Annotated in this window: 4 protein-coding genes; 1 reads left to right on the forward strand and 3 read right to left on the reverse strand. The window is 44.5% G+C overall.

Features of this window, described 5'->3' with window-relative positions; translation table 11 throughout:
* The 3 genes from HMPREF9439_RS09940 to HMPREF9439_RS09950 all read right to left on the reverse strand — a co-directional run.
* The coding region (locus HMPREF9439_RS09940; protein ID WP_008864752.1) for an ESPR domain-containing protein at window positions 1–1524 on the reverse strand (1524 nt) is incomplete at its 3' end.
* Window positions 1525–1735: 211 nt separating this feature from the next.
* Window positions 1736–1933: a hypothetical protein gene (locus HMPREF9439_RS09945; RefSeq protein WP_008864753.1), complete on the reverse strand. Its 198-nt coding sequence runs from the start codon at window positions 1931–1933 to the stop codon at window positions 1736–1738.
* The gene (locus HMPREF9439_RS09950) at window positions 1930–2940 is read right to left on the reverse strand and encodes a hypothetical protein (RefSeq protein ID WP_157645882.1); all 1011 of its coding nucleotides are present in this window, start codon (window positions 2938–2940) and stop codon (window positions 1930–1932) included. The genes HMPREF9439_RS09945 and HMPREF9439_RS09950 overlap by 4 nt, the downstream gene beginning before the upstream one ends.
* Window positions 2941–3155: 215 nt before the next feature.
* On the opposite strand from HMPREF9439_RS09950, the gene HMPREF9439_RS13230 reads away from it, so the two are divergent.
* Window positions 3156–3329, forward strand: coding sequence for a hypothetical protein (locus tag HMPREF9439_RS13230; protein WP_157645883.1), 174 nt, complete (start codon window positions 3156–3158; stop codon window positions 3327–3329).
* Window positions 3330–3400 lie beyond the last annotated feature (71 nt).

The following is a 3400-nucleotide window of genomic DNA, read 5'->3' on the forward strand; positions in this document are numbered from 1 at the left end:
AAACTTTGCTTTGAATGCCTGGACCAAATCGTCTCGCTGCGTCGTCGTGAGATTGACGCCGGTCACGATCACTTTTCCGCCGGTAAACGTTGCATGGTCAATTAAGCTTTGAGCAACGCTTCCCGGAACGTAATGCCGAAAAAGGTCAGTCAAGGCAGTTTTAGTTTCTTCAGGCAGAACCGCTTGCAGACTAACCGTCGATAGAGCGGTTTGACCTTGGCTGCCAAGTGAATCAAAAACATTGGCCGCATTATTCGTCTGAAGCGTGCCGGACGAATTCAGGCGTCCATTAGCGGCAAATTCAAAGCCGTTTTGGAAGTTCACACTGCCGGTATTGGTGAGGTTTCCGGAAATGGCGTAGTGTGCGGCTTCCGTCCAGTTCCCCCGGTTGTTCAGCGTACCTGAGCTTGTCAGGTTTCCGCGGGAAGTCACTGTTCCGGTCAAAGAAAGCGTTCCGGTATTTGTCAGGGAGCCGCCAAGATTTGCATTGCCAATCGTCAAATTGCCGGAGTTTGAACTGGAACCGTTGGACTGATTGAAATTTGTGATGACTAAAGTTGAGGCATTGCTCAACGTACCATTAGATTTATTCAATGTGCCGAAGTCGTAACTTCCGGCTGTAACATTGATTGAGCCTCCGACTTGAGTCAGCGCAGAACGATTTGAGAGAACTCCTCCGGCCAAGTTCAACACTTGACCCACAGAAAATTTTCCTGAATCAGCACCAACAACAAGGAGGGCGTTATTGCTTATCGTTCCACCGGAAACCGTCAGCGTTCCGTTGATATGGAAATCATTTATTGCCAGTTGCTGAAAAGAGCCTCCGGCTTGAGTTACGTTATTGAAAGTACCGTTTAGATCATTCGGTGAATCGAACCAAAAAGAGCCGTTGTTGACAAAGTTGTTAATAGCGAAAGATCCGTAGGTTTTTCTTGCTTCATTACCTCCGATGGAATAGAGACTGCCGTTGTTATAGAGCGTTCCGTTTACGATCAAGCTAACGTGCATCGTCGGATCGTTACCGCTGTCTCCGCTCGTAATCAGACTAAGGTCTGAACCGGAATCAATGGTCGCATCACCCTTTACGACCAAACTTGAATAGATGTCTCCGCCTTTATCGCCGTTGTGTGCGATGTTGACGCTGCCGTTGTTTGTAACTCGAAAGTTTTTTTCAACGGTCAATGTATTACTGAGGGAACTATAGTAATCAGCACCAATCGAAATGGTCAGTACGCCATGTCGAAAGCCTTCGCTTCTATCAATATTCCATGTGTAATTCCCATTGATCGTAGTGCTGTCCGAAAGGACAGTTCCTCGACTTTGGAAGGGAATTCTAGAATCCTTCCCGAATACATCCCCGTCAATGGTCGTCAGCGCAGCAGCAGGTGACGCAATGACACTTAAAACGGCTGCCGCGACTAAAACGGACTTTTTGTTTTGCTGAGATGCCGAGCTAACAGCCTCGGACACAGCAACAAATACGCCTCGGGAGCGGTTGAATACCTTTTTATAAATTTTGTTCATAACGTGTTTTGATCAAAAAATCTGGCAGGACTTTTGTGCAATCTGTTACGAACAATCGAGGGAAAGTTGAATTTTCACCGCACTTTCCTTGCGGGGCAGGACTTAAAATTGGGGCGTCCGGGACGGTTAACGTGTCCTGCCAAGAACATTAACCAACTTCTATTTTAGAAGCAGATTGCAGTCCCGGACATTAAACTTTGCGACTACATATCTATGCAGCCTCTAATTGAGAGAGCAGCCAGTTCTGAAGGAATCCCAAATCTTCAGACTGTTTTTTATACGTCCGACCTTTTTTCTTTATCCGGGCCTCGTAAGTAAAAATTGCTTTGAGTCCTTTGAGTCCTTGAACTTTCCGTTGAGACACAACGGAAATTTCCGCGTCCTTGATTTCTTTATTGTTGATTCTCATTGTCTGTTCTCCTTGTCGGGATGCTCTGGAAGTTCTGGCTTCAGGCAGATCTCCGGTTGACCTAACAATATCGGCTCCGTGTCTTTAAAATTTTCGTCAATAAATTCTTCAACCCAGCGGTCTAGTTCATCTCTTCGCCGCCTTTCGGCTCCTTTTTGGGCCTCTTCTTTTTCTGAAAGCTGCTCTTTCAGTTGTCTTATCGCATATTTGAGGCCTCCTAAATACTCATTCAGATCATCGATAATCTCCAAATTTTTCGGGTCTTCTAGCTGAAACGGTTTGACTTCTTGTCCGAGGCCTGATAATTCACGACTAATACGTTTGATTTTTGAACCGCATTCTCTAAGCCCGTTAGCCAGTCTCACGCTGTTGGACTCTGCTGCCGGGGCGCCTTTTTGCAAGAATCGGAAGTTCTTTATATCTCTATAGAAGCTCCCGCTGTTCCCGATACACTGTTGGAACCAGTTGAGAAAACCAGTCAAGCGTCTGCATTCTGTTTCCAGCTCATCGATGACAGAGGACAAAATATCCAACGAACTATATAGATTTTCACTTCTGACAAAAGAACCGATTCGGGCAAGGTTGGAACCTATTTGTCCTAGCTGATCGAAATTAGAGGAATATGAGTATGGATCACTGGTTATACGATAATACTCAGAGCGGTTAACGATTGGTATTTCCTTATGTGAGATCAGCCCGAGATATTTACCGATAATCTGAAGAGCGGTTAAAAATAGCTCCCTCTCTTCCCATTCCATCACAATGCGCGGAAGCCAAAAGTCATACTCTTCTGTTTCTTCAATGACCTCAAGAACGCCTATTAAAAAGTCTTTTGGTCCGCAGGTGCAAAGAATAAAGCAGCTGTAATACTCCTTTTCTTCCGGAGGATTTTTCTCCAGTTCTTCAATTGTTTTTTTGCACAACTCAACCAAAAAATACATCTGGCCCCAAGAAGGAGCTTGATGATCTGCAATAGTGCTGCGCAACTCTTTAAAACCGGGATTCAAATAACGGTTGCTGAGATTGCAGCTCATCGTTCTAACGCGATCTTCCATTTTGCCTATCTCTTTTTATTGTTATTTCTCTAACTCTTTGATATACATGGTGTTTTTGGTGCTCCTAAGGAGGGTTAGAATGATTGGTGAGCAGTGCAATATTTTTGCCAAAATCAACACTGCTCACTGATAAATTACTTAACCTTAACCTCTTTAGGAGCATAAAAATGAACGAAACGACATTTACGTACAACGAACTGAAAATCTTGGCCCTCATGGCTGCATTGATGGTTTCTGGTAAGGTAAAAGTTACAGTTCCAGAACTCATGCAAGGGTATGAAAAGGATCGCGAAAACGTTGCAGTGCTTGATCGAGAACTTTCCGGAGCAGTCCAAGTCTAAAAGTTGTACATGTCTTCTCTCAAACTAGATCAAAACGCATATCTCTGGAACCCCTGCAGTTGTCAAGCACT

Source organism: Parasutterella excrementihominis YIT 11859, assembly GCF_000205025.1.
Lineage (GTDB): Bacteria > Pseudomonadota > Gammaproteobacteria > Burkholderiales > Burkholderiaceae_F > Parasutterella > Parasutterella excrementihominis.

Bases quoted from the DNA above. Each gene is read 5' to 3' on its own strand.
- HMPREF9439_RS09945 (WP_008864753.1), bottom strand. From the start codon at position 1,933: ATGAGAATCAACAATAAAGAAATCAAGGACGCGGAAATTTCCGTTGTG.
- HMPREF9439_RS13230 (WP_157645883.1), top strand. From the start codon at position 3,156: ATGAACGAAACGACATTTACGTACAACGAACTGAAAATCTTGGCCCTC.